Origin of the sequence: Actinomadura verrucosospora, from assembly GCF_039540335.1 — a bacterium.
Lineage (GTDB): Bacteria > Actinomycetota > Actinomycetes > Streptosporangiales > Streptosporangiaceae > Spirillospora > Spirillospora verrucosospora.
In genome coordinates, this window is record NZ_BAABEV010000014.1 from 103,805 (window position 1) to 129,023 (window position 25,219).

General features: G+C 73.5%; 17 protein-coding genes. 11 read left to right on the forward strand and 6 right to left on the reverse strand.

What is annotated here, in order from left to right; genetic code table 11:
* The first annotated feature begins 9 nt into the window (after nt 1–9).
* Nucleotides 10–1,680 (forward strand): phosphoenolpyruvate--protein phosphotransferase, encoded by a 1,671-nt coding sequence (gene ptsP, locus ABD944_RS17745; RefSeq protein ID WP_345177888.1) that lies wholly within the window; start codon nt 10–12, stop codon nt 1,678–1,680.
* A 7-nt stretch (nt 1,681–1,687) separates the two neighbouring features.
* Here the strand turns inward: ptsP and ABD944_RS17750 are convergent, their stop codons facing one another.
* From ABD944_RS17750 to ABD944_RS17765, 4 genes are all read right to left on the reverse strand, one after another.
* A complete protein-coding gene (locus tag ABD944_RS17750; RefSeq protein ID WP_345177799.1) occupies nt 1,688–2,182 on the reverse strand; it encodes a hypothetical protein in 495 nt (164 codons plus the stop codon).
* An 89-nt stretch (nt 2,183–2,271) separates the two neighbouring features.
* A complete protein-coding gene (locus tag ABD944_RS17755; RefSeq protein ID WP_345177801.1) occupies nt 2,272–3,912 on the reverse strand; it encodes a glycoside hydrolase family 3 protein in 1,641 nt (546 codons plus the stop codon).
* A gap of 99 nt (nt 3,913–4,011) precedes the next feature.
* A complete protein-coding gene (locus ABD944_RS17760) occupies nt 4,012–6,156 on the reverse strand; it encodes a transglycosylase domain-containing protein (RefSeq protein ID WP_345177803.1) in 2,145 nt (714 codons plus the stop codon).
* Nucleotides 6,157–6,521: 365 nt separating this feature from the next.
* Nucleotides 6,522–7,691, reverse strand: coding sequence for an N-acetylglucosamine kinase (locus tag ABD944_RS17765; protein WP_378190729.1), 1,170 nt, complete (start codon nt 7,689–7,691; stop codon nt 6,522–6,524).
* Between the two features lie 88 nt (nt 7,692–7,779).
* On the opposite strand from ABD944_RS17765, the gene ABD944_RS17770 reads away from it, so the two are divergent.
* Both ABD944_RS17770 and murQ read left to right on the forward strand, forming a co-directional pair.
* Nucleotides 7,780–8,760, forward strand: a complete 981-nt coding sequence (locus ABD944_RS17770) for a MurR/RpiR family transcriptional regulator (RefSeq protein WP_345177806.1) — start codon at nt 7,780–7,782, stop codon at nt 8,758–8,760.
* The gene (gene murQ, locus ABD944_RS17775; RefSeq protein ID WP_345177808.1) at nt 8,757–9,653 is read left to right on the forward strand and encodes an N-acetylmuramic acid 6-phosphate etherase; all 897 of its coding nucleotides are present in this window, start codon (nt 8,757–8,759) and stop codon (nt 9,651–9,653) included. Before ABD944_RS17770 ends, murQ begins: the two co-directional genes overlap by 4 nt.
* Before the next feature lie 322 nt (nt 9,654–9,975).
* On the opposite strand, the gene ABD944_RS17780 is transcribed toward murQ, so the two are convergent.
* Nucleotides 9,976–11,172, reverse strand: a complete 1,197-nt coding sequence (locus ABD944_RS17780) for an acyl-CoA dehydrogenase family protein (RefSeq protein WP_345177810.1) — start codon at nt 11,170–11,172, stop codon at nt 9,976–9,978.
* Between the two features lie 61 nt (nt 11,173–11,233).
* Here ABD944_RS17780 and ABD944_RS17785 point away from each other — a divergent pair, with 61 nt between their 5' ends.
* The 6 genes from ABD944_RS17785 (at nt 11,234) to ABD944_RS17810 (ending at nt 17,630) form a co-directional block, all read left to right on the forward strand.
* A complete protein-coding gene (locus tag ABD944_RS17785) occupies nt 11,234–11,869 on the forward strand; it encodes an HAD family hydrolase (protein ID WP_345177811.1) in 636 nt (211 codons plus the stop codon).
* 25 nt (nt 11,870–11,894) lie between these two features.
* On the forward strand, nt 11,895–12,404 hold the full coding sequence (locus ABD944_RS17790) for a DUF6912 family protein (protein ID WP_345177890.1): 510 nt from the start codon (nt 11,895–11,897) through the stop codon (nt 12,402–12,404).
* A 65-nt stretch (nt 12,405–12,469) separates the two neighbouring features.
* Nucleotides 12,470–14,098, forward strand: coding sequence for an L-glutamate gamma-semialdehyde dehydrogenase (pruA, locus tag ABD944_RS17795; protein WP_345177813.1), 1,629 nt, complete (start codon nt 12,470–12,472; stop codon nt 14,096–14,098).
* A 138-nt stretch (nt 14,099–14,236) separates the two neighbouring features.
* Nucleotides 14,237–14,947 (forward strand): HAD family hydrolase, encoded by a 711-nt coding sequence (locus ABD944_RS17800; protein ID WP_345177815.1) that lies wholly within the window; start codon nt 14,237–14,239, stop codon nt 14,945–14,947.
* Between the two features lie 135 nt (nt 14,948–15,082).
* Complete coding sequence (locus tag ABD944_RS17805) at nt 15,083–15,397, forward strand: hypothetical protein (RefSeq protein ID WP_345177817.1); 315 nt, start codon at nt 15,083–15,085, stop codon at nt 15,395–15,397.
* A 277-nt stretch (nt 15,398–15,674) separates the two neighbouring features.
* A complete protein-coding gene (locus ABD944_RS17810; RefSeq protein ID WP_345177819.1) occupies nt 15,675–17,630 on the forward strand; it encodes an acetoacetate--CoA ligase in 1,956 nt (651 codons plus the stop codon).
* Here ABD944_RS17810 and ABD944_RS17815 read toward each other — a convergent pair.
* Nucleotides 17,620–18,213 (reverse strand): hypothetical protein, encoded by a 594-nt coding sequence (locus tag ABD944_RS17815; protein WP_345177821.1) that lies wholly within the window; start codon nt 18,211–18,213, stop codon nt 17,620–17,622. The two genes, ABD944_RS17810 and ABD944_RS17815, sit on opposite strands and share 11 nt — an antisense overlap.
* A 300-nt stretch (nt 18,214–18,513) precedes the next feature.
* Here ABD944_RS17815 and ABD944_RS17820 point away from each other — a divergent pair, with 300 nt between their 5' ends.
* Together ABD944_RS17820 and ABD944_RS17825 are read left to right on the forward strand one after the other, a co-directional pair.
* Nucleotides 18,514–20,103 (forward strand): serine/threonine-protein kinase, encoded by a 1,590-nt coding sequence (locus tag ABD944_RS17820; protein ID WP_345177822.1) that lies wholly within the window; start codon nt 18,514–18,516, stop codon nt 20,101–20,103.
* 178 nt (nt 20,104–20,281) lie between these two features.
* The gene (locus tag ABD944_RS17825) at nt 20,282–25,114 is read left to right on the forward strand and encodes an NAD-glutamate dehydrogenase (RefSeq protein WP_345177824.1); all 4,833 of its coding nucleotides are present in this window, start codon (nt 20,282–20,284) and stop codon (nt 25,112–25,114) included.
* The last annotated feature ends 105 nt before the right edge of the window (nt 25,115–25,219 follow it).

Consider the following 25,219-nt stretch of genomic DNA (forward strand, 5'->3'; position numbering starts at 1 on the left):
GGCGAGGTGATGCAGGGCGCGGGCGTCAGCCCCGGTGTCGGGACCGGGCCGGTGCGCACCATCGCGGGGGCCGTGCCGGAGCCGCCCGCCGGGTCCCGGCACGGCGGCGACGCCGGCGTCGAGCGCGACTCCGCGCTGGCCGCCCTGGAGGCCGTCGCCGCCGACCTGGAGGAGCGCGGGGAGCGCGCGGCCGCGGCCGGCAACACCGACGGCCGGGACGTGCTGAACGCGCAGGCGATGATGGCCCGCGACCCCGGGCTCGCCGACGGCGTCCGCGCCAAGATCGACGAGGGGGTGTCGGCGGCCCGCGCCGTGTTCGAGGCGTTCGGCGTCTACCGGGAGATGCTCGCCGGGGCCGGCGAGTACATGGCCGCGCGGGTCACCGACCTCGACGACATCCGCGACCGCGCGATCGCCCGGCTGCTCGGGCTCCCGATGCCGGGCGTCCCCGAGTCCGACGAGCCGTTCGTGCTGGTCGCCCGCGACCTCGCCCCGGCGGACACGGCCGTCCTCGACCCGGCGCAGGTCGTGGCGTTCGTGACGGAGGAGGGCGGCCCCACCAGCCACACCGCGATCCTGGCGCGGACGATGTGCGTCCCCGCCGTGGTCGCGCTGCCCGGCGCCGCCTCGCTGGCCGAGGGGACCCGTGTCCTGGTGGACGGCGCCGCGGGGACGGTGCTCCCCGACCCGTCCGAGGCGGAGGTGGCCGCGGCGCGGGCGACCGCCGCGGCCCGCGCGTCCGCGCTGGAGGAGTCCACCGGGCCGGGCGCGACCAGGGACGGGCACCCGGTCCCGCTGCTGGCCAACGTCGGCGGCCCCAAGGACGTGGAGGCGGCGCTGGCGAACGGCGCCGAGGGCGTCGGCCTGTACCGGACGGAGTTCCTGTTCCTCGACCGCGCGGCGCCGCCGTCCGACGGGGAGCAGGAGGAGGCGTACCGGAAGGTGCTGGAGGCGTTCCCGGAGGGCCGCGTGGTCGTCCGGACGCTCGACGCGGGCGCCGACAAGCCGCTGGCGTTCCTGCCCGCCCCCGGTGAGGAGCCGAACCCGGCGCTCGGCGAGCGGGGCCTGCGGATGATGCGCCGCCACCCGGACGTGCTGGCCTCGCAGCTCGCCGCGCTGACCCGCGCCGCCGCGGGTCTCAGCGTCAAGCTGCAGGTCATGGCGCCGATGGTGACGGACGCGGAGGAGGCCGCCTTCTTCGCGGCCGCGTGCCGGGAGGCCGGCGTCGAGCATCCCGGCGTCATGATCGAGGTTCCCGCGGCCGCGCTGCGCGCCCGCGACCTGGCGCCCGAGGTGGAGTTCTTCAGCATCGGCACCAACGACCTCACCCAGTACGCGTGCGCGGCGGACCGGCAGGTCGGCGGCCTCGCGCACCTCCAGGACCCGTGGCAGCCCGCCGTCCTCGACCTGGTCGCCCCCGCGGCCGGGGCGGGCGTCCCGTGCGGCGTGTGCGGGGAGGCCGCCGGCGATCCGGCGCTGGCCTGCGTGCTGGTGGGCCTCGGCGTGACGTCGCTGTCGATGAGCGCGCCGTCCCTCCCGCTGGTGCGGGCGGCGCTCGTGCGGCACACGCTGGAGGAGTGCCGCGCGGCGGCCGCGGCGGCCCGTGCCGCGCGCACCGCCGAGCAGGCCAGGGAGGCGGCCCGCGCCCACCTGCCCGGACTGGCGGACCTCGGGCTCTGACCCGCGGTCAGCCCGCCACGAGCCAGCGGCTCCCGCGTCCCCGCAGGACGAAGCTCGCGGCGAGCAGTCCGCCGGGACGGGCGGGCGCGGTCTTCCACCGCAGGTGCTCGAACCGGACGGTGCACTCCCCGGCGCCCGGCCCGGCCTCGCAGGTCGGGACGGTCACGCCGCGCAGCGCCGCGAGATCCTGCGGGCGCAGCTTCGCGCGGGCCCGGCCGAGCCCCGAACGGCACCGGCCGGGCCCGCCGAACACGCGCCGCTCGTAGGCGGGCGCCAGGTACGCGCACGCCCTGGCGTCGCCCACCGAGATCCCGCGCAGGTACTTGTAGAGCGCCAGCCGCGCCGGGAGCGTCTGCCGCGCAGGCGCGGCGGTCGAGGCTTGGGCGGGCCGGGAGTCGCCGGGCTCGGGGGTGAGCGGCGGCATCGTGACCTCGCCGCCGCCCCCGCAGGCCGCCAGCAGCGGGAGCAGCGCCAGGGCGGCGAGGGACGATCGGACGCGCACGGGGACCTCCTGGAAGCGCGAAGGCGGCCCGATCCTCCCAGCAGAGCGGTCCTCGCGTCCAACGCCTCGCCGGTGCCGGGCGGCGGCCCCTACCGGTAGCCCAGCCCGTGCCCGGCGGGCTTCCCGCCCGCCGGAACCGGCAGCCTGCCGGTGGGCTTCACCGCTCCGCTCAGCACCCTGGCCAGCGCCTCCACCGAGACCCGGCTGGAGGAGTAGGTGGCGAGCGCCGCCTTCGCGCCGCCCGCCGAGTCGAGGTCGTAGGGGCGGCCGAGCGCGGCGACGACCACCGGCCTGGAGCCGAGCGCCCGGATCCGGGACGCGGTCGCCGCCCCCGCGTTCACGGTGGTCAGCACGGTGACGTCGGCCGAGCCTGGCGCCGTGACCGCGACGCCCTGGCGGCGCAGGGCCGCCTGGAGTCGGCCGCTGTCAGGCCCGGACACGGCGACCTTCCTGCCCTTGAGGGGCAGCACGCCGCCGTCGTTGCGGACGAGGGTGACCGCGTGCTCGGCGACGCCCCGCGCGACGGCCTTGTTCGCGGGGGTGCCGACCGCTGCCGCGGCCTTGGCGGGGTCGGCGGCGGCGGTCTGGAACAGGCCGCGCCGCTGCTTGAGCCTGAGGATCCGCGTCACCGACTCGTCCAGCCGCCGCTGCGAGATCTTCCCGGTCCGGACGGCCTTCACCACGGCGTCGTAGGCGCGCGGCAGGTCCGGCGGCATCAGCAGCTGGTCGGCGCCCGCGTTGATCGCCCGGACCGGGACCCCGGCGTCGCCGTACTTCTCGCGGACCCCGGCCATCTCCAGCGAGTCGGTGGTGATGACGCCCTGGTAGCCCAGCCTGCCGCGCAGCAGCCCCGTCAGGACCGTCCTGGAGAGCGTGGACGGGTCGCCCGACTTGTCGAGCTTCGGGACGACGATGTGCGCGGTCATGATCATGTCGACGTTCGCGGCGATCGCCGCCCTGAACGGGGGCGCGTCCAGCCGCTCCCACGTCCGCGGCGCGTGCCGGATCACCGGCAGGCCGGTGTGGCTGTCGGTCGCGGTGTCGCCGTGGCCGGGGAAGTGCTTGGCCGCCGCGGCGACCCCGGCCTCCTGGAAGCCGCCGACGGCCCCCCGCACCAGCGCGGACGCCAGCGCCGGGTCGGACCCGAAGGAGCGCAGCCCGATCACCGGGTTGCGCGGGTTCACGTTCACGTCGGCGTCCGGCGCGTAGTCGAGGTTGATGCCGACCGCGCGCAGCTCGGCGCCGGTGACCCGGGCGGCGGCGCGGGCGTCGGCGGGGCTGCGGGTCGCGCCGAGCGCCATGTTGCCGGGGAACGTCGTGACGAACGGCGTCCGCGACACGATGCCCTGCTCCTCGTCGACGCCGAGCAGCAGCGGGATCGTCGAGGCCTTCTGCAGCGCGTTGGACTGCGCGGCGGTCCGCGCCGGGGTGCCGATGTTGCCGGGGAAGTAGATCAGCCCGCCCACGCGGTACTTCCTGATCTTCGTGAGCGCGTCGGCGCGGCTGGAGAAGGTCGGGACGAACAGCTGCCCCACCTTGTCGGCCACGCTCATCTTCGCGACCCGGCCGGGGATCCAGGCGTCCGGCGCGGGCGTGGCGGGGGAGGCGGGCGCGGCGGAGCGGGCGGACGGCGTCCGCCCGCCCCTGTCGTCCTCGCCGCCGCCGCAGCCGGCGGCCCCGCCTGCCAGCAGGGCCGCCGCCGCGAGCGCGAGGGAACGTGTGGCACGCACCTGACCAGGCCCCCCGGAACGGTCTCGGTCACTCGGTCGCATCGACGCCCGCGACCGTAGCCGCCCCCGGGGGCCGCTGTCGACTCGATCTCTTCCGGTTCAGCTGTTCGGGGTGGGCGTGACGGCGCTCTCGCGGGCCTTCTGCTTGGCGATCCTGCGACGGGCGACCTCCGGCGGCACGGCGGGGGTCGGCGCGAGCGTCGGCGAACCGCCGTCCCGGCCGCCGGGCGCCGGCTCGCCGGGCTTGCGCCGGGACGGGGTCGGCTGCGCCGGGTCGGCGTCGACCCAGTTCGCGGCCACGCCGGAGAACGCGGGCTCGGGGAACGGCCGGGCCGGCAGGTCGCGGACGGCCTTGTCCATGAAGGACCGCCAGATCGTCGCCGGGAGGTTCTTCCCGGAGACCGTCCCGGCGAAGCCGGGCAGATCCCGCAGCGGGGCGGGCCTGGCGTTGCCGATGACCACGGCCGTCGAGACCTGGGGGACGAAGCCGACGAACCAGGCGGCGCGGTTGTGGTCGGTGGTGCCCGTCTTCCCGGCGGCCTCCCGGTCGGGCAGCGCCGCGTGCTCGCCCGTCCCGCTCCTGACGGTAGCCCGCAGCGCGTAGGCGGCCTGCGCCGCCTGCTCGGCGTTCAGCACCCGGCGCCCCGGCCGGTCCCAGGGCAGCGGGACCCGCCGGCCGTGCGCGTCGACGACCCTGGTGACGAGGTGGGGGACGACGGCCGTGCCGCCGTTGGCGAACGCCGCGTACCCGGCGGCCTGGGTGACGGCCGCGACGTCGGGGGTGCCGAGCGCGATCCCGGCCTGCCCCCTGAACGGCGCGAGCGCGGAGGCGGGCACCCCGAACAGCCGCGCGGTCTCCTGGACGTCCGCGATCCCCGTCTTCAGGGCGGCCTTCACGTATCCGGTGTTGACCGACAGGGCCGTGGCCCTGACGAGGTCCATCGCGCCGAGCGAGCCGATCTCCTCGTCGTTGTCGACCTTGTAGCCCGGCGCGGTCATCGGCGTGATGTCACCGTTCGGCGCGAACTTCTGCGGGGAGCGGCCGCTGACCCTCGTCCGGACGCTGAGGCCCTTGCGGAGCGCGGCGGCCAGCACGTACGGCTTGAACGTGGAGCCCGCCTGCGCGACCGGCGCGAACACCGAGTCGATCTGGCTGCGCTTCGGGTCGCCGCCGTAGAGCGCCTTGACCTCGCCGGTACGGGAGTCGACGGCGACGAGCCCGGCGTGCACGGTCCCGGGCCACCGCGGCTCCTGCGCCTCGCGCATGGCCTGCTCGGCGTGCCACATCCAGCGCTGGTCCAGCCCGGTGTAGATCTTCAGGCCGCCGTTGACGACGCTGTCCATCGGGATGCCGACGCTCGCGAGCTCCTCCTCGACCCGGTGCCGGACGAGGAGGTCCTGGCCGGACAGGCCGACGCCGGTCCACTCGTCCTGGGTCCGGGGGAAGCGCTGCCGGTCGGCCTCGGCCCGGCCGAGGCGGCCCATCGACACCATCCCGTCGAGGACGTACCGCCAGCGGGCGCGCAGCGCGCGGGCCGCGGGGCCGTCGCCCCGCGTGCGGAAGTACGCCGGCCGCTGGATCATCGCGCCGAGCAGGGCGCACTCGGCGACGTCGAGCTGCCAGACGTCCTTGTCGAAGTACGCGCGGGCCGCCGCCTGCACCCCGGACGTCTGCCGGCCGAAGTAGATCGTGTTGAGGTACAGGTCGAGGATCTCGTCCTTGGCGCGGCTGCGGTCGAGCTTCATCGCCACGAAGATCTCCTTGACCTTGCGGCCCATCGTCCGGTCGCGGCTGAGCCCCTTGAAGTAGTTGCGGGCGAGCTGCTGGGTGATGGTCGAGCCGCCCTGCGTGTCGCCGCCGGACGCGTTGTTCCAGAGGGCGCGGAACGTCCCGCTGGGGGAGACGCCGTGGCCTCCGTAGAAGCCGCGGTCCTCGGCGGAGAGCACCGCCCAGCGCAGCCGGTCGGGGATCTGGCCGTGCCGGACGTTCTCCCGGTTGGCGCCGAGGCGGAACAGCGGCGTCCGGCCGTCGGCGTAGTAGACGGCGGAGCCCTCGTCCGTGACGCCGTCCTGCGGCCGCGTCGGCAGCGGTGTCCGGACGTAGCCGACGACGACGGCGGCGGCCGCCAGCAGGACCGATGTGATGATCAACACGATCGCCGCGCGGCGCGGCCGGGTCCGGAGGGCGCGGGGCAGGCGGGTGAGGGCAGGCCGGAGACGGCGCGCCCTGGGCAGGGAGTGCATGGGACCTCGTTCGACGTGGAGTACGGAGACGGCCGTCGTCCGGGCCAGGGAGCGCAGGGGCGGGCATGCGTCAGGCGTGCACCCGGCTAAGGGGCGCACGCGGTCAGGGACATCCCGCGCGGACGACGCTGCGAACCAACGCAGCCGATCTGTAGAGCCACGCCTGTGGCCGGTGGTCCCGCGGGACACGGCCCCATCGGGACCGCTTCCGCGGCACTGCTGCCACCGTGGTCACAGCTTAATCACGATGGACCCCTGGATCGCAGGCGATTGCGGATCTTTGGCGGGGTCCATCGCGATGAACCTGACGGCCGGGCCGGATCGGCCGGGCCGGGGCCGGGCGGCCCTTCGCCGCGGGGCGGCGCTCAGCCCGGCAAGGGGTGGCCGAGGCGGCGCAGCGCCATCCCGGCCGCGCCGACGGCCCCGTCGCCGGCGCTGCGCGGCGCCTCGGCGAAACGGTCGCGCAGCCCGGAGCGGACGGCCTCGGCGACGGGGCCTTCGCGGAGCACCGAGCCGTGCATCACGACCGGTGCGCAGGGATCGGACAAGGCCGGGCGCACCGCGTCGACGTCGGCCAGCAGCCACTGCGCGGCCTCGTCGGTGATGCGCCTGGCCACGGGATCGCCGGCGGCCGCGGCGGCGGCGACCACCGGGCCGAGGCGGCCGAGGGCCGCGGGCGGGCGGCCGTACACCTCCTTGATGATCGCCTGGGCGAGGCGGGGATCGGGCGGGGCGCCGGGAGACTCGGGATGGCACGGCGGCCCGTGCGGGCCCGGCGGCCCGCCGCCGCAGGCGGGGTGGCGGGCGGACGGCGGGTAGGCGGACTCGGGAGCGAGGACGGCCGTGGCGCGCCCGCCGGCGGACAGCGCGGCGGGGTGCGGCAGCACGGGAGAGCCCGGTGACGGCGAAGGGGCGCCGGCCATGGCCAGCGCCCTGGGGTGGCGGGGTCTTCGCCGTTCGGAGTCGATCTGCGCCACCACGGTGGGGCCGAGCAGCGCCCGGGGGACCGAGTCGGTGAGCAGCGTCGGGGAGCCGCGGCCGTCGTAGGCGGCGAGCGCGGCCCGGACGGCCTCCTTCCCGAGCCACACCGCCGAACCCTCGTCACCGACGAGCCAGCCGTAGCCGTCCGCGCGCTGCACGATCGCGCCGTCGTTGATGACCGCCGCGCCGGCGCCCGTGCCGGAGAACACCACGATGCCCTTGGGCTCGCTGGTCCCCGCGGCGAACGCCACCGCGATGTCGGTCACCACCGCGGGCGAGCCGCGCAGCCCGACGGACTGCCAGGCCCGCCGGGCCGCCGCGACCGCGGCGGGCCGGCCGGCCGAGCCGGCGCCGGCGATGCCGAACACGCCGGTGAGGATGTGGGTGCGGTCTAGGTCCCCGAGCGCCTCCCGCAGGGCGGTGGTCAGCGCCCCGGCGGTGTCGCCTCCAGAGTTGGGGTTGGCCCCTGGGCCGGTGCCGGAACCGGCCAGGGCTCCCCCGAGCGTCAGCACGACGCAGCGGGTCTTCGTGCCACCCGCGTCGATACCGACCACGTAAGGACCGGCCAAATGGGTCAACACATGGCGACCGTAGCCTTTCCTAACGTTGACGTGACATCCAGCGCGTAAGAAAATTTCCTCCATGAGGAAACCCATCGGCCCCGACCGGGGCCCCGAGCGGGGGATCACGGGGGAGCCCGCGGCGCCACGGGACGACGCGGCGGGCAGGGACAGGGACGCCACGCCGCTGAGCACGGTGGTGCGGGTCCGTTCGCTGCTGCCCTCGCTGCCCCCCGCCGAGCGAAGAGTCGCTCAACGCGTCATCGACGACCCCGAAGGGGTCGCCAACTCGACCATCACCGAGCTCGCCCAGAACTGCGGCACCTCCGAGACCACGGTCATCAGGTTCTGCCGGGCGATCGGGTTCCATGGTTACCCAGAGCTGCGGCTGACCCTCGCCACCGAGGCGGGACGGGCCCAGAGCGCCACCGGCGGCCGGGTCATCGGCAGCGACATCAGTCCCGACGACTCGCTAGAGCAGATCGTGGAGAAGGTCACCTTCGCCGACGCGCGGGCCGTCGAGGAGACCGCCTCCCAGCTCGACATCAAGATGCTGGAGCAGGTCGTGGACGCGGTCGTCAACGCGAACCGGGTCGACGTCTACGGCGTCGGCGCGAGCGCGTTCGTCGCGGCCGACTTCCAGCAGAAGCTGCACCGCATCGGCCGGGTCTGCTCCGCCTGGGCGGACGCCCACATCATGCTGACCAGCGCCGCCGTCCTGAGCCCCGGCGACGTGGCGATCGGCATCTCGCACACCGGCGCGACCGTGGAGACCATCGACGCGCTGGAGGTCGCCAAGACCCGGGGCGCGAGGACCGTGGGGCTCACCAACTTCCCGAAGTCCCCCATCGCGGAGGTCGCGGACATGATCCTGACGACCGCCGCACGGGAGACGACGTTCCGCTCGGGCGCCACCGCCAGCCGGCTGGCGCAGCTCACGGTGGTGGACTGCCTCTTCGTCGGAGTAGCGCAGCGCACCTACGGGTCTACCCGCAAGGCCCTCGAAGCCACGTACGAGGCGGTCCGCGGACGGACCGTGCGACCCGACCGGAGGCGTCGGTGATCGATTGCGAGCTCCCCACGGAGGGACGGAACCCCCGGACCCTCGACGTCGACACGCTGCCGACCATGGAGGTGCTACGCCTGATCAACTCTGAGGACGCGACCGTGCCGAGGGTCGTCGGCTCCGTGCTGCCCGAGGTCGCCCGGCTGGTCGACCTCGCCGTGGAGTCGCTGCGGGCGGGCGGCCGCGTGCACTACTTCGGCGCCGGCACGTCCGGCCGGCTCGCGGTCCTCGACGCGGCCGAGCTTCCCCCCACCTTCGGCATCTGGGGCCGGGTCGTGGCCCACAACGCCGGCGGCCCCGGCGCGCTGTCGCAGGCGGTCTCCGGCGTGGAGGACGACGTCGAGCTCGGCCGCCGGGACGCCCGCGACGTCCGGGCGGGCGACGTCGCGGTCGGCATCGCGGCGAGCGGACGCACCCCGTACGTGGTGGGGGCGCTGCGCGCCGCCGCCGCGGTCGGGGCGCGCACGGCGCTGATCAGCTGCAACCCGCACACGCCGTACGGGGACGAGGTGGAGGTGCACATCGGGCTCGCCACCGGGCCCGAGGTGATCAGCGGTTCCACCCGGATGAAGGCGGGCACCGCGACCAAGCTGGTGCTCAACTCCTTCTCCACCACCCTGATGATCAGGATGGGGCGCACCTACTCCAACCTGATGGTCAGCGTGAACGCGCTGAACTCCAAGCTGCGCGCCCGGCTGGTGCGCATCCTCACCGAGGCGACCGGGATGGACGCCCGCACCTGCGAGAACGCGCTGTCCGAGGCGGGCGGCAACACCCGCGTCGCCCTGGTCTCGCTCCTCGGCGAGGTCCCCGCGGCACGCGCCACGATGGTTCTGGAGGAAACCGACGGCGGCGTCCGCGAGGCCCTGCAGAGACTCAGATCCGCATAGAACAGCAAGCGAGCTGCCCCTCACCTCAGCCCGCGATCGCGACGACAACGGCCACCGCCGCAACCAGCGACGACCCAACACTCGCGATCGCGTCCGAAGGCAGGTTCGAGCGAAGCGAGAAACTGATCGCGAAGCGAGCCGCCAAGGCGAGACGGAGCGATGCCAGCGATCGCCGCAGTGCCCGACGATGGAGGGCCCTCCGGGCCCGAAGGAGGAGGGCACTGCGATAGGCACAGCAGGGCCCTCCGGGCCCGAAGGAGGAGGGCACTGCAATAGGCACAGCAGGGCCGCTAGGCCCGAAGGAGGAGAGAAATGCAATAAATCAGTGCTCGTACTTACGGAGTTCCTGGCGGGCCACGGTGCGGACGTGGACCTCGTCGGGGCCGTCGAAGATGCGCATCGCGCGGACCCAGGAGTACATCGCCGCCAGCGGGGTGTCGTCGGAGACGCCGGCGGCGCCGTGCACCTGGATCGCGCGGTCGAGCACCTCGTGGACGATGCGCGGCACGACCACCTTGATCGCGGCGATCTCCGTCCGCGCGCCCCTGGCGCCGTGCCGGTCGATCAGCCAGGCGGTCTTGAGGGTCAGCAGCCGGGCCTGCTCGATCGCCATCCGCGACTCGGCGATCCGCTCGCGGACCACGCCCTGCCCGGACAGCGGCCCGCCGAAGGCCTCGCGGGACAGCGCGCGCCGGCACATCAGCTCCAGCGCCCGCTCCGCCATGCCGAGGGCCCGCATGCAGTGGTGGATGCGGCCGGGCCCGAGCCGCGCCTGGGCGATCATGAATCCGTCGCCCTCGGCCGCGACGAGGTTCGACGCGGGCACCCGGACGTCCTCGAAGAGGATCTCCGAATGTCCGTGCTGGTCCTGGTAGCCGAACACGGGGAGGTGCCGGACGATCGTCACGCCCGGCGCGTCGCGGGGCACGAGCACCTGCGACTGCTGCCGGTGCGGCGGCGCGCCGGGGTCCGTCCTGCCCATCACGATGAAGATCTTGCAGCGCTCGTCGGCGGCGCCGGTGATGAACCACTTGCGGCCGTTGACCACGTACTCGTCGCCGTCCCGGACGATCGAGGTGGTGATGTTGGTGGCGTCGGAGGAGGCGACGCCCGGCTCGGTCATCGCGAACGCGCTGCGGATCTCGCCGTCCAGCAGGGGCCGGAGCCAGCGCTCCTTCTGCTCGTCCGTGCCGAACATGTGCAGGACTTCCATGTTCCCGGTGTCGGGCGCCGCGCAGTTGACCGCCTCCGGGGCGAGGTCGGGCGAGCGCCCGGTCAGCTCGGCGAGCGTCGCGTACTCCAGGTTGGACAGCCCGGACACGTCCGGCAGGAACAGGTTCCACAGGCCCCGCTCGCGCGCCTCGGCCTTCAGCTCCTCGACGACCGGGGGCAGCGCGTGCGGGTCGTTCTCCGCCCGCCAGGCGGCGTAGACGGGCTCGGCCGGGTGGACGCGCGCGTCCATGAACTCCTGGAGCCGGTCCCGGTAGTCGCGTGCCTTCGGGCTGAGTTCGAAGTCCATGGCCCGCATTCTGACAGAACGGGATTCGGTTGTTTTGCCGGGGATCGCCTACCATCGGCCCGTGAGCGTCAAAGCTGTGATCACCGACTGGGGCGGCGTCCTCACCTCCCCCCTGGCCGAGGCCATCGAGGTCTGGCTCACCGCCGACCGCATCGACGTCGAGCGCTACAAGACCGTCATGCGCGCCTGGGTGAAGCAGGCCTACGACGGTGCAGGGACGAACCCCATCCACGGCCTGGAGGACGGCACCCTGCCGACCGCCGAGTTCGAGCGGCTCCTCGCGGCCGAGCTGCTCACCGTCGACGGCGCCCCCGTAGAGGCCGCCGGGCTCATCGCCCGGATGTTCGGCGCGTTCGCGCCGGTCGAGCCGATGTACGAGGCGCTGCGCGCGGTCCGCGCCGCGGGCGCCCGCACTGCCCTGCTGTCGAACTCCTGGGGCAACGAGTACCCCCGCGACCTGTTCGCCGAGCTCTTCGACGCGACCGTCATCTCCTGCGAGGTCGGGATGCGCAAGCCCGACGAGCGGATCTTCCGGCACGCCCTGGACCTGCTCGGCCTCGCCGCCGCCGAGTGCGTCTTCATCGACGACATCGAGCACAACGTCCGCGCCGCGCAGGCCCTCGGAATCCGCGGCATCCTGCACACCGCCCCCGACACCACGATCGCCGAACTGCGCGGAATGGACCTGCTGCCCTGACCGTCTGGCAGACTTGCTGACCGTCATGCGCGTCTACCTGCCGTCCACGCTCACGCTGCTCGCCGGCGTCCACGCCGCGCGCGAGATCGCTCCCGCGCCGCTCGCCGCCCACGCGGTCACGCCCGCGCTGCGCGAGTGGTACGCGGGCGGTGACGAGGAGGAGCTGGAGTACGCGGCGATGTCCGCCGCCGCCCGCGCCTCCCTGCGCCTGCTCGCCGCCGACCCGTCCGTCCCGCGCCGCCGGGTCGTGCTGGCCGCCGAGGTCCCCGACGGCCAGGTCTCCTGGCCGCGCGGCGACGCGGCGCTCGGCAACGGCGACCGCGCCCTCGTCGAGCTCGCCGCCCCCGTCCCCTGGAAGCTGATCGCCTCCGGTCATGTCGACGACCCCGGCGCGGTCCCCGACGTCGCCGCCGCCGCGCAGGCCCTCGCGGCCGCCGACGCCGGAGACGAGGACGCCCGCTTCACCGTGGACGGCGCCGAGGGCCACGAGCTGCTCTGGTACGCCACCCAGGAACTCGGCGACCTCCTCGACTAGCGGCCCGGGCGCGGGGTAGGTCCCCCGGCACGTCGAACAATGCCGCCGGATCGCAGGGGGACGTCATGGACGCCGTCACCACCGTGCCGGTTCCGATGAACGAACCGGTCAGGACGTACGCGCCGGGAAGCGCCGAGCGGGCCGCGCTGGAGGCGAGGATCAAGGAGCTGCGCGGCGCGCAGACCGAGCTGACCATGGCGATCGGGGGCGAGCGGCGCATGGGCGCGGGCACGCCCGTCGACGTCGTGGAGCCGCACGACCACGGGCACGTGCTCGGCCGGCTGGGCGAGGCGACCGAGGCGGACGTGACCGAGGCGATCGCCGCGGCGCGGGAGGCGGCGCCCGCCTGGCGGGCCATGCCCTTCGACGACCGCGCCGCGATCTTCCTGCGCGCCGCCGAGCTGCTGGCCGGGCCGTGGCGGGCCACGGTCAACGCCGCCACGATCCTCGGCCAGTCCAAGTCGGTGCAGCAGGCCGAGATCGACGCCGCCTGCGAGCTGATCGACTTCTGGCGGTACAACGTCCGGTACGCCCAGCAGATCCACGAGCAGCAGCCGCTGTCGCCGCCCGGCGTGTGGAACAGGCTGGAGTACCGGCCGCTGGAGGGCTTCGTCCTCGCCATCACGCCGTTCAACTTCACCGCGATCGCCGGGAACCTGCCGACCGCGCCCGCGCTGATGGGCAACGTCGTGGTGTGGAAGCCGTCCCCGACGCAGCAGCTCGCCGCCCACCACACGATGCGCCTGCTGGAGGCCGCCGGCCTCCCGCCCGGCGTGATCAACATGGTCACCGGCAACGGCGCCGCCGTCTCCGCGGTGGCCCTGCGCCATCCCGAGCTCGCCGGCCTGCACTTCACCGGCTCGGCCGCCACGTTCCAGCAGCTCTGGCGGACGATCGGCGAGAACATCGCCGGCTACCGGGGCTACCCGCGCATCGTCGGCGAGACAGGCGGCAAGGACTTCGTGGTCGCCCACCCGTCCGCCGACCCGGCCGTCCTGAAGACGGCGCTCGTCCGCGGCGCCTTCGAGTACCAGGGCCAGAAGTGCTCCGCCGCGTCCCGCGCCTACATCCCGCGCTCCGTCTGGACGGGCATGCGCGACGACTTCTGCGCCGAGGTCGACGCCCTCACCATGGGCGACGTCGCCGACGACCTGTCTGCCTTCATGGGCGCCGTGATCGACGACCGGGCCTTCGCCAAGCACCGCCGGGCCATCGAGCGCGCCCGCGGGATCGACAGCGCAGCAGTGCTTGCCGGCGGCGAGCTGGACGACTCGCGCGGCTACTTCGTCCGTCCCACGGTTCTGGAGTCGTCCGACCCGACCGACGAGATCTTCACCACCGAGTACTTCGGCCCGATCCTCGGCGTCCACGTCTACGACGACACCGACTACGACAGGGTCCTCACCCAGATGGAGGGCGTCTCGGACTACGGCCTGACCGGCGCCGTCATCGCCGACGACCGCGCCGCCATCGCCGAGGCCACCGAGCGGCTCCGCTTCGCCGCCGGGAACTTCTACATCAACGACAAGCCGACCGGCTCGATCGTCGGCCAGCAGCCGTTCGGCGGCGCCCGCGCGTCCGGCACCAACGACAAGGCCGGCTCGATCTTCAACCTCACCCGCTGGATGAGCGCCCGCTCCATCAAGGAGACCTTCGTCCCGCCCACCGACCACCGCTACCCGTACATGGGCTGAGGCGCGGCGTCGTTCTGGGGGGCGCCCCCGGGACCCCTTCACCGGCGGTCGAAGGGGTGGCAGGCTTGACGATAGGCTCGCCTCGCCGTCCGCCGGACGGCGCCGGAGCACACCCCCTGGAGCCGTCATGGGAACGGGATGTCGACGCTGAACCGTCTCGTGCTGTGGAACATCGACCACACCCTGGTCGACGTCGGGCGGATCACCCGGGACGCCTACGCCGAGGCGTTCCAGCGGACCGTCGGGCGCCCGCTGCTGCGCCTGGCGCCCACCCCCGGCCGCACCGAATCCGAGATCATCTTCGAGACCCTCGCGTTCAACGACGTCGTCACCACCGACGACCACCTGCCGGCCTTCTTCGACGCGCTGGCCGAGGCGTTCGCGAGCCGCCGCGCCGACCTGCGCGCGCACGGCCGCGTCCTGGCCGGCGCCGGGGAGGCCGTGGAGGCGCTCGCGCACGTGCCCGGTGTCGTCCAGTCGGTGCTGACGGGGTCCCTTCAGCCGAACGCGGTGCTGAAGGTGACCGAGCTGGGTCTCGCCGGCCGCCTCGACCTGGAGGCCGGCGGGTACGAGAACGGCGTCTACAGCAAGGCCGCCCTCCTGGAGGTCGCCCGCGCCCGCGCCGGCGAGCGCCACGGCGCCCGCTACCCCGAGTCCGCGACCGTCTACGTCGCCGACTCGCCCCGCGACGTCCAGGCCGCGCACATCGCCGGCTCGCCGATCCTCGCCGTCGCCACCGGGAGCGCCACCGAGGCCGAGCTCCGCGCCGCCGGCGCGGACCAGGTCCTGGCCACGCTCGCCGACACGGGCGCGGTGGTGAGCGCGGTCGCCGACCTGACCCGCATGTGAGAGGGCGGGCATAGGAGAAGGCGGGCATAGGAGAAGGCGGGCAGGGTGAGACAAGGTTGTCACCTCGGAAAGGCGACGCCGCCCGCACACCCTCGGTAACTTCGAGTAATCACTTGACGTCAAGGAGTGATTACCGTGCCGTGTCGTGCCGTCGCCCTGTCCACCGTCCTCGCCGCCGCTCTCGGCGCCGCCGCGCTCCTGCTCACCACGCCCCCGGCCGATCCCGCCCGGGCCTCGGCGGAAAGCGCCGGAGAGATGTTCGTGTGCGAGCAGGTGGAGTCGCGGTACCCCCAGGTCTTCGGGCGGACCTGCGGCCCCGGCCGGTGGGGGCCGATCTCGGACTTCACCGTCATCGACCGCCGCGACGACAGCACCTACCGCTGCCAGTCCGGCTGGGCCGAGGGGCCGGTCAGGGTCAGCGGTCAGAACTGCCGCCCCCAGCGGGGCTGATCCCTCCGGGAGGGCGCGTCCCGGTGCGGCGGCCGACACACCACCGCGCCCGACGGTGTGCGCTCCATGAGCTGCCCGTTCTTGCGATGTGTGGGGACGGAGGATGTGCGCGCCCGGGTCTGTGTGGGGGCGCGGGGTTGCCCGGGGCCGCGTTTTGACCTGCGATAGGACGGGTTCCGGGGCTTGGCGGCGGGCGTGGCGGGCAGGTTGCGCGGTGTGCCGGGCGGGCCCGATATTGGGATGGCCGCGCAGCGTGGCGCGGCGGGGAGGGAGAGAGATGGCCCGGGAGGTATCCGAGGGTTCGGCGCTGTGGGAGCCGTCGGAGGAGGTGGTCGCGAACGCGCGGGTGACGCGGTTCGCCCACTGGCTGGGGGACCGGGGCGTCCTCAAGGAGTCCTACGACGAGCTCTGGCAGTGGTCGGTCACGGAGGTCGACGCGTTCTGGGACGCGATCTGGTCGTATTTCGACGTCGTCGGCGAGCGCGGCGACGGGCCCGTCCGGGCGGGCGGGCCCATGCCGGTCGACGGGCTGAAGTGGTTCCCGGGCGCGACCCTCAACTACGCGGCCAACGCGCTGCGCCGGGTCCAGGAGTCGCCCGACGAGACGGCGGTCGTCTTCCGTTCGGAGGCGGGCGGGCACCGGCTGCTGTCGTACCGGGAGCTGGGCCTGCACGTCGCGCAGGTGCGCGCGGGCCTGGCCGAACTGGGCGTGGGCAAGGGCGACCGGGTCGCCGCCTACATCCCGAACATCCCCGAGGCGCTGGTCTGCTTCCTGGCCACGGCGTCGCTGGGGGCGGTGTGGTCGTCGTGCTCTCCCGACTTCGGGTCCTCCTCGGTGGTCGACCGGTTCGCGCAGATCGAGCCGAAGGTACTGATCGCCGTGGACGGCTACGCCTACAACGGCAAGCGGTTCGACCGCCGCGAGATCGTCGGGGAGATCGAGGCCGCGCTGCCGACCCTCGCCGCCACCGTGCTCGTCCCGTATCTGGACCCGGCCGCGACGCCGGAGGGCCTGCGCGCCGGCATGCACTACGCCGACCTGCCCCGCCAGGGCCACGAGACCCTGGAGTTCGAGGACGTCCCCTTCGACCATCCGCTGTGGGTCGTGTACTCGTCCGGCACGACCGGGCTGCCGAAGCCGATCGTCCACGGCCACGGCGGCGTGGTCCTGGAGCACCTCAAGGCGCTGTCCTTCCACCAGGACCTCGGCCCCGAGGACGTGTTCTTCTGGTACACCACCACCGGCTGGATGATGTGGAACTACCTCATCGGCGGCCTGCTGGTGGGGTCGACCGTCGTCATGTACGACGGGGCGCCCCTCGACCTGTGGACGCTCGCCGCCGAGAACGGCGTCACCTACATGGGGGTCGGCGCGCCCTACATCTCCGCCTCGGCGAAGGAGGGGCGCCGCCCCGGCGAGGAACTCGACCTGTCCGCCCTGCGCGGCATCGGCTCCACCGGCTCGCCGCTCCCGCCCGAGGGCTTCGCCTGGGTGTACGAGGCGGTCGGCCGCGACCTGCTGCTCGGCTCGTTCTCCGGCGGAACCGACCTGTGCACCGGCTTCGTCGGCCCGTCGCCGCTCCTGCCGCTGCGCGCCGGAGTCATCCAGTGCCGCGGCCTCGGCGCCAAGGTGGAGGCGTTCGGCGAGGACGGCAAGCCGGTGATCGACGAGGTGGGGGAGCTGGTCATCACCGAGCCCATGCCGTCCATGCCCGTCTTCTTCTGGAAGGACGAGGGCGGCGAGCGCTACCGCGACTCCTACTTCGACATGTACCCGGGCGTGTGGCGGCACGGCGACTGGATCAAGGTCCTGCCGGACGGCGGCTGCGTGATCTACGGGCGGTCCGACTCCACCCTCAACCGCGGCGGCATCCGCATGGGCACCGCCGACTTCTACCGCGTCGTCGAGGCGTTCGACGAGATCAGCGACAGCCTCGTCATCGACACCGGGCGGCTGGGCCAGGAGGGCCGGCTGCTCCTGTACGTCCAGCTCGCGGAGGGCGCGGCGCTCACCGACGAGCTCGCGGCGGACCTCCGCAGGCGGATCCGGTCGGCGCTGTCGCCCCGGCACGTCCCGGACGAGATCACCGCCGTGCCCGGCATCCCGCGCACGCTGTCCGGCAAGAAGCTGGAGGTCCCCGTCCGCAAGATCCTCCAGGGCACCCCGGTCGACAGGGCCGCCAACCGCGACTCCATGGCCAACCCCGAGGTGCTCACCCACTTCACCCCTTAGCGGCCGCGTAGGCGAGGACGTCGCGGCGGCGGTACAGCCGCCGCACGCGTCCCCCTGCCAGCGGCTCCACCCTGGCGGGTTCGGGCCAGCCCGCGGGCGGGCGCCTGGCGTAGACGGTGACGCTCGTCTGCGCCAGGCCGAGGATGCGTGCGGCCTCCGCCAGGGTGACCAGGTCGTCCGGCCCTTCCTCGGCGGGGCGTTCCCCCAGGGCGCGGTACCAGGCCGTCCAGGCGGCCTCGTCCCAGTACAGGGCCTTGCCGGCGCGGTGCGCGACGTCGGGGTGGCCGTTGGACGCGCGGTCCGCCCAGAGCTGCTTGAGGCGGTGGCGGCTGAGCCCGTGGCGCTCCGCCAGCTCGTCGCGGGTGGCGAGGCCGGGCGGGACGTCCCGGGTCCGGCGCGCCGCGTACCAGCGGTCCCACTCGGCGGCGTCCCACGCGAGCTGCGAGCCGACCGTGCCCACCGGCTCGGGGTGGCCGTTGGAGGCGCGCTCGCGGTACCACTTCTCCAGGGTGCTACGGCCGAGCCCGTGCTCGTCCATGAGTTCGGCGCGCGTGCGAACGCGGCGGCCGTCGAGTGTCGCCATGGGCTCAGTCTCCCGCGTGTGGCAGCGTTCCGCTTGTACGCCCCCGCCCCGCCGGTGACACTGTCTCCGGCGACGCCCCTTCCGTAGTGACAGTGGGCGCGCCCTCGACGCTGGGGGAAGTAACGCCATTAGGGTGGTCTACGACCCAAAGCCCGCACGCGGAGATGATCGTCCGTATCGCTCCGAATGGTCGCGGGATCGGGTGAACTCGACTCCGGCCTCGCGCGTCACACAGTCGGAGGGGTGAACTCGGGTCGGGCCCGCTCGATTCGCCGATCAAGGAGAGGGACGGTTCCACTCATGGAGGTTGGGGCGCTGCGGTCCGGAGACCCGGACCGGCTGGGAACCTACGCCCTGATCGGCCGGGTGGGCGAGGGCGGCCAGGGCACGGTGTTCCTCGGCGTGGCCGAGGACGGCCGGCAGGTCGCGATCAAGCTGCTGCACGCCGAGCTGACGTCCGACGAGAAGGCGCTCGCCCGCTTCCTGCGCGAGCTGGAGGTCGCCAAGCAGGTGGCGCCGTTCTGCACGGCGCAGGTGATCGACGCCGACGCGACCGGCGACCGCCCCTACATCGTCAGCGAGTACGTGCCGGGCCCCTCGCTGAACCAGCAGGTGCTGGAGCACGGCCCGCTCGCCGGCGCCGCGCTCGACCGGCTCGCCGTCGGCACCGCCACGGCCCTCGCCGCCATCCACCAGGCCGACATCGTGCACCGCGACTTCAAGCCGCACAACGTGCTGATCGGCCCCGACGGCCCGCGCGTCATCGACTTCGGCGTCGCCCGCGCGCTCAGCGGCGGCACCACCCTCACCAGCCGGGTGATCGGCACCCCGTCCTACATGGCGCCCGAGCAGATCAGCGGCGACGAGGTCGGGACACCCGCGGACGTGTTCTGCTGGGCGGCGACGCTGGCGTACGCCGCGACCGGGGAGCCGCCCTTCGGGCAGGACACCATCCCCGCCGTGATCAACCGGATCCTGCACGAGGAGCCGGAGCTCGGCGGCCTCGACGGCCCGCTGCGCGACCTGGTGGTCGACTGCCTGGACAAGGACCCCTCCCGCCGCCCGGGCGCCCGGCAGGTGCTGATGCGGCTGCTCGGGCACGAGGAGGCCGCGGCGCGCCCGGCCGCCCGCCCGTCCGGCGACACCGACGAGACCGCGATGCTGGCCGCCGGGTCCGTCCTCGCGGCCGAGGGCGGCGACGGCGACGAGGCGTTCGAGCCCGCCGCCGCGCTCGCCGACGACGCGGGCCTCGCCGAGAGCCCCGTCTTCGACGACGACGCCTTCGCGTCCCCGGCGGAGGCCGCCGGGGACGTCCCGGACGCCTACGGGTCCGGTCCGCCCGGCGCGCCCGCCGCATGGGGCGCCGACGACACCCTGCCCGGCGCCGCCGGGAAGGGCGGCGGTCTGCGGCGCTCGCTCGCCGGTTCGGGACGCTCCGCCGTGCTCGCCGGGGCGGCCGCCCTGGTGGTCGCGTTCATCGTGGTCTCCTCCGTCCTGCTGCTCGGCTCCGGCGACAGCGGCAAGGCGGGCCGCAAGGTCAGCGACCCGAGCGCGCCGCCCGCCTCGACCGACGTCGTGCCCACCACCGCGCCGCCGACGACCCGCCGGCCCGTGCAGGAGGAGCCGCCGGCGTCCTACGACCCGACGCCCACCGGCAGCCCGACGCCCACCGGCAGTCCCACGCCGACGGGGTCCCCGACCCCGACCGGCTCGCCGACCGCGACGCCGACCGACCCCGGCACGCCCACCGACCCCGGCACGCCCACCGACCCGGGCACGCCCACCGACCCCGGTCCGACCGACCCCGGAGACGGCGGCACCAACCCGGGTGACGGCACCGGCACGGGGACGGGCACGGGCACGGGGACGGGCGCGCAGGGCACGGGCTGACACCCGCACCCTCCGATTTCCAAGATCACCCGGAGTCGCCCCCGGCGTCCTGGCAAGGTGGGATAGGCCACGTCGGCCATGCACAGGACCAGGTCGGCTTTGCGGCGATTCCTGGTTACGCTCGTGCAGTGAGCGGCGCCACAACGAGGTGGCGATGGGTCTCAAGGGGAGATTGTCGATGAGCGGCATGCTCGATCAAGCGAAGGACGACCTGCTCCGGCGGGCCGCCGAGGCGTGCGCGCGGCGTCCGGACGCGCGCGGGGACGTGGAGGAGGTCCTCGCCTACCTCCGCCTCTACTACCGGCAGGTCGCGCGCGAGGACCTGGTGGAGCGCGACCCGGCCGCCGTCTGCGGGGCCGCGATGGCGCACCGCGCGCTCGGCGAGGAGCGGCCGCAGGGACGCGCGAAGGTGCGCGTCTTCACGCCGACGCTGGAGGAGGACGGCTGGAACCCCGGCCGCACCGTCGTCCAGGTCGTCACGGACGACATGCCGTTCCTGGTCGACTCGGTGACGATGGAGCTCAGCCGGCACCAGTTCGCCACCCAGATGATCGTCCACCCGCTGCTGGGCGTCGACCGGGACGTCGCGGGCCACCTGCGGGCGTTCCGCGGCAAGCACGACAGCGACACCGACGTCGACGAGTCGTGGATGCACTTCGAGGTCGACCGCACCACCGACCAGGCCGTCCTGGACGTGCTGGAGAAGGACCTGATCCGCGTCCTGCAGGACGTGCGCGTCGCCGTCGAGGACGAGCCCAAGATGCGCGCCCGCGCCCACGAGATCGCGACCGCGGTCCAGGAGGTCCCGCCGCCGCTGTCCGACAAGGAGATCGGCGAGGGCGTCGAGCTGCTCGACTGGCTGGCCGACGGGCACTTCACGTTCCTCGGCTACCGCGACTACACGCTCACCGAGGACGGCACGGCGCTGCGCCCCGAGCCCGGCTCGGGCCTCGGCGTGCTGCGCATGGACAAGCGCGAGTCCGCCGGCTTCGCCGCGCTGCCGCCGGAGGTCCGCGAGAAGGCGAAGGAGAAGCGCCTGCTCGTCCTCACCAAGGCGAACTCGCGCTCCACCGTCCACCGCCCCCTGTACCTGGACTACATCGGGGTGAAGAAGTTCGACGCGGCCGGCGAGGTGATCGGGGAGCGCCGGTTCCTCGGCCTGTTCACGCACGTCGCCTACAGCGAGTCGATCGCGCACGTGCCCGTCCTGCGGCCCAAGCTCGACGAGGTGCTGGAGCGGGCCGGGTTCACCCCCGACAGCTACGACGGCCAGGACCTCATCGAGATCCTGGAGAGCTACCCGCGCGACGAGCTGTTCCAGATCTCGGTGGACGACCTGCTGAAGATCTCCCTCGGCGTCCTGCGGCTGCGCGAGCGCCGCCAGCTCAAGCTGTTCCTGCGCAAGGACCTGTACGGACGCTTCATGTCCTGCATGGTCTACCTGCCGCGCGACCGATACACCACCAAGGTCCGGCTGCGCATCCAGGACCTCCTCAAGGACGCGTTCGAGGGCGTCAGCGTCGACTACAGCGCGAACGTGACCGAGTCGAACCTGGCCCGGCTGCACGTCGTGGTCCGCGGCGAGCGCGGCCGCCCGCTGCCGGACGTCGACGTCGCGGAGCTGGAGGAGCGGCTCGCCGACGCGACCCGCTCCTGGGAGGACGACCTCGCCGACGCGATCGTCGACCAGTGCGGGGAGGAACGTTCCGGAACGCTCGGCCGCTCGTTCGGCGAGGCGTTCCCCGAGGGCTACAAGGCCGACTTCCCGGCCCGCACCGCCGTCGCCGACCTGCGCCGCCTCGACGCGCTCGACGAGGCCACTGACACCTCGATCGACCTGTACGAGCCCGCCGGCGCCGGGCCCGGCGAGCGGCGGCTGAAGATCTACCGGATGGGCGAGCCGATCTCGCTGTCGCGGGTGCTGCCGCTGCTGCAGAACATGGGCGTCGAGGTCATCGACGAGCGGCCGTACGAGATCAACCCCTCCGACGGCCGCCGGTTCTGGATCTACGACCTCGGGCTGCGGTACTCGCCGCCCGCCGACGTCCCGGAAGAGGCCGTCAAGGACCTGTTCCAGGACGCGTTCATGGTCCTGTGGCGCGGCGACATCGAGAACGACGGCTTCAACGCGCTCGTCCTGCACGTCGGCCTGACCTGGTGGCAGGCGATGGTCCTGCGGGCCTACGCCCTGTACCTGCGGCAGGCGGGCGCGGCGTTCTCCAAGCGCTACTTCGAGGAGGTGCTGCTGCGCAACGCCTCCATCACCCGGCTGATCATCCGGCTGTGGGAGAGCAGGCTCGACCCGACCCTGCAGGGCGGCGAGGAGGAGCGCAGCGACGGCATCACCGAGGAGATCCGCGGCAAGCTGGACGACGTCGCGAGCCTCGACGAGGACCGCATCCTGCGCTCCTACCTGGCGCTCGTCCAGGCGACCCTGCGCACGAACCACTACCAGAACAAGCCGTACCTGGCGATGAAGTTCGACCCCGCGGGCATCCCGGACCTGCCGCTGCCCCGCCCCACCTACGAGATCTTCGTGTACTCGCCGAAGGTCGAGGGCGTGCACCTGCGGTTCGGGTCGGTCGCGCGCGGCGGGCTGCGCTGGTCGGACCGGCGCGAGGACTTCCGCACCGAGATCCTCGGCCTGGCCAAGGCGCAGGCGGTGAAGAACACCGTCATCGTCCCGGCGGGCGCCAAGGGCGGCTTCGTCGGCAAGCAGCTGCCCGACCCGTCCGTGGACCGGGAGGCGTGGCAGAAGGCCGGCATCGACTGCTACAAGGACTTCATCTCCGGCCTGCTCGACCTCACCGACAACCTCGTGGACGGCAAGGTCGTCCCGCCGCCGAACGTCGTCCGCCACGACGGCGACGACACCTACATGGTCGTCGCCGCCGACAAGGGCACCGCGACGTTCTCCGACATCGCCAACGGCGTCGCCGCCGAGTACGGGTTCTGGCTGGGCGACGCGTTCGCCTCGGGCGGCTCGGTCGGCTACGACCACAAGGGGATGGGCATCACCGCCCGCGGCGCCTGGGAGTCGGTGAAGTACCACTTCCGGGCCCTCGGCAAGGACATCCAGAACGAGGACTTCACCGTCGTCGGCATCGGCGACATGTCCGGGGACGTGTTCGGCAACGGGATGCTGCTGTCGGAGCACATCCGGCTGGTCGCCGCGTTCGACCACCGGCACATCTTCCTCGACCCCGACCCGGACGCCGCCGCCTCCTTCGCCGAGCGCCGGCGGCTGTTCGAGCTGCCGCGCAGCAGCTGGGCCGACTACGACACCTCGCTGCTCTCCAAGGGCGGCGGCGTGTTCTCCCGCTCCGTCAAGTCGATCCAGATCACCCCGCAGGTCCGGGCGGCGCTCGGGCTCGGCGACGGCGTGAAGTCCCTTCCGCCCTTCGAGCTGATCCGGGCCATCCTGCGGGCGCCGGTCGACCTGCTGTGGAACGGCGGCATCGGCACCTACGTCAAGGCGTCCACCGAGAACAACGCCGACGTCGGCGACAAGGCCAACGACCCCGTCCGCGTGGACGGCGCCGAGCTGCACTGCAAGGTCGTCGGCGAGGGCGGCAACCTCGGCGTGACCCAGCTCGGCCGCATCGAGTTCGCGCGCGGCGGCGGCCTGATCAACACCGACTTCATCGACAACTCCGCGGGCGTCGACACCTCCGACCACGAGGTCAACATCAAGATCCTGCTCGACCAGGCGGTGCGGGACGGCGAACTGGCCGGCAAGCAGCGCGACGGGCTGCTCTACGAGATGACCGACGAGGTGGGGCGGCTCGTCCTTCGCGACAACTACGCGCAGAACGTGGTCCTCGCCGCGTCCCGCGCGCAGGCGCCCGCGATGCTGCACGTCCACGCCCGGTACATGCGCAAGCTGGAGCGCGACGGCCGCCTGAAACGGCGCCTGGAGGCCCTGCCGGACGACAAGGCCCTCGCCGAGCGCCGCCAGTCCGGCCACGGGCTGACCAGCCCCGAGTTCTCGGTGCTGCTCGCCTACGCCAAGCTCGCGCTGGACGCCGACCTCGTCGCCTCCGACCTCGCCGACGACCCCTACCTGGAGTCGTGGCTGGTCGACTACTTCCCGACGCCCCTGCGCGAGCGGTTCCGGCCCTACATGGACCGGCACCCGCTCCGCCGTGAGATCATCACGACCGCCGTGGTGAACGACGTGGTCAACGCGAGCGGCTCCACGTTCGTGTTCCGGATGAACGAGGAGACGGGCGCCTCCTCGTCCGACATCGCCCGCGCCTACCTCGTCGCCCGCGACGTCTTCCAGATGCCGCGGTTCTGGCGGTCGGTGGAGAACCTGTCGCACCAGGTGGAGGAGTCGACGCAGATCGCCATGCTGCTGGAGGCCCGCAAGCTCACCGAGCGCGGCGCCCGCTGGCTGCTGCACAACCGGCGCCCCCCGTTCGACATCCAGGAGACGATCGACTTCTTCTGCGGCGGCGCGGCCACCCTGAGCGCGCACCTGTCGAAGCTGCTCGTCGGGCTGGACCTCGCGGCCTTCGAGCAGCGCCGCGACGGCTTCGCCGAACTGGGCGTCCCGGACGAGCTGGCCGAGCAGTGCGCCACGTTCGTCCCCGCCTACTCCACCTTCGATCTGGTCGGCATCGCGCACGACACGGGACGTCCGGTGGAGGAGGTCGCCGAGATCTACTTCGACCTGGCGGACCGGCTCCAGCTGTCCCGTCTGCGCGAACGCATCATCGCGCTCCCGCGCGACGACAAGTGGCGCTCGATGGCCCGCTCCGCCCTGCGCGACGACCTGTACGCCGCGCACTCCGCCCTCACCCGCGACGTCCTCGTCACCAGCGGCCCGGTCGGCAACCCCGAGGAGCGAATGATCCACTGGGCGGACAAGAACAAGCCCGCCGTCCAACGAGCCCAGCAGACGCTGAGCGAGATCTGGGAGAGCGACAGCTTCGACCTGGCGACCCTCTCGGTCGCCCTCGGCGCCATCCGCACCCTGGTCACGTCGAGCTCCCTGCCTGCTGAATAGCTCTTTTTCCTCCTTCGGGCCGCCAGGCCCGAAGGAGGAGAAAAAGCCATCGGGCGCCGGCCGGGTCCGCCGCAGCGGTCAGGAGGGGCGGGCCGGCCGGCGCCC